The following is a 1,148-nucleotide window of genomic DNA, read 5'->3' as shown; positions in this document are numbered from 1 at the left end:
AATTCAATATCGCAGCAATCCAACCAGTTATAACAATCGCATCAGCTCACTCCCTTCGGTCGCTGGGACAACTTTACGGGCGCATTTCGCTTCGCTCAAGAGCTGCGCCCATAAACTTGCCCTCTATGCGGGGTGTTATGTTGCAAGTAGGTAGGTTAGCTCTTCTAGTTTTATTAGTAGTTGGTGTTTCCGGCTGCGTTACTCATGTCATGGAACATAGTGGAGTGCCGCCAATAGATTATCAGATCACGTTTGTCGACAAAGACAACCAACCATTGCAAGGTGTTACTTTTATATGTTCCGGTGAAACTGGAACATACACTCAATATATAGCTGAGTCTTTAAATGAATACGATGACTCTTCAAACGAAGATGGGCAACTAAAGCTTGTGCAGGATGGTATTGAGTTCCATGATTCATATAAAAAATTTGGGCCATTTACTTGGGGACACAATGAAATTATTAAGTTGCCTAATTGCAAGTTCCTTTACAATGGAAGTATTGTATATTCAGTTGACCTCAATAAAGCTAATCGGCAAGAGTTGGTGGTAGTTTATGAGTAAGCAACATAACAAATACATCAACCGGATTTGTGGAAAAGCGCCACAAACCGGTTATGTAGAGTGTTATGTGTCGTTTAACGTCGAGATTAAGTATGACTAAGTTAGAATTTGTACAGAGAGTTGGGAAGTACAATAAAAAGCAAGTAAGAGATGCTAAGGTTTCGTTTTGGACAGGGGTTATATTAGTTTTTTGTTGGTTACTCTCTATGTTTATACCAACCATCACTGATTTTTGGAATGATTTTATGGGTCCATTATCGTTTGGACTTTTCCCAATTTTTGCAGGTCTTTGTTTCGGTCATTCTATTCATGTTAGGCGAGGAACCGAAGAGCAGTTGCTACTATCGAATGCATTGAAATTAATATATTTAAAAGCTGACGATTAAAAGCGTTTATAAAATTGACTAAGGTTTAAGCTCGTTCTTTCAAGAGTGACTCTCATCTGTTTTTAAGTAGTTATTTTCGGGTTCGCGAGCATCGGCTGTTTGGTCTTCGCTGAGTAACATCAGTTGTTGTTTTGGCTTCAAACGAGTATATTTTTACCTAAATGGTTAACGCAAAGGGACATGGATTGTTGTATCAAAA

The 1,148-nt window shown here is 38.7% G+C and carries 2 protein-coding genes; both read left to right on the top strand.

Annotated features, from left to right (window positions below; translation table 11 throughout):
• A partial coding sequence (locus ACKLNX_RS00025; protein ID WP_412970758.1) for a hypothetical protein occupies positions 1 to 563 on the top strand: 563 nt, incomplete at its 5' end.
• A gap of 92 nt (positions 564 to 655) precedes the next feature.
• Complete coding sequence (locus ACKLNX_RS00020; protein ID WP_412970757.1) at positions 656 to 949, top strand: hypothetical protein; 294 nt, start codon at positions 656 to 658, stop codon at positions 947 to 949.
• The last annotated feature ends 199 nt before the right edge of the window (positions 950 to 1,148 follow it).

The sequence above is a fragment of the Glaciecola sp. MF2-115 genome, assembly GCF_047250385.1.
Classification (GTDB): domain Bacteria; phylum Pseudomonadota; class Gammaproteobacteria; order Enterobacterales; family Alteromonadaceae; genus Glaciecola.
This window is presented reverse-complemented; position numbering and strand designations above follow the sequence as displayed.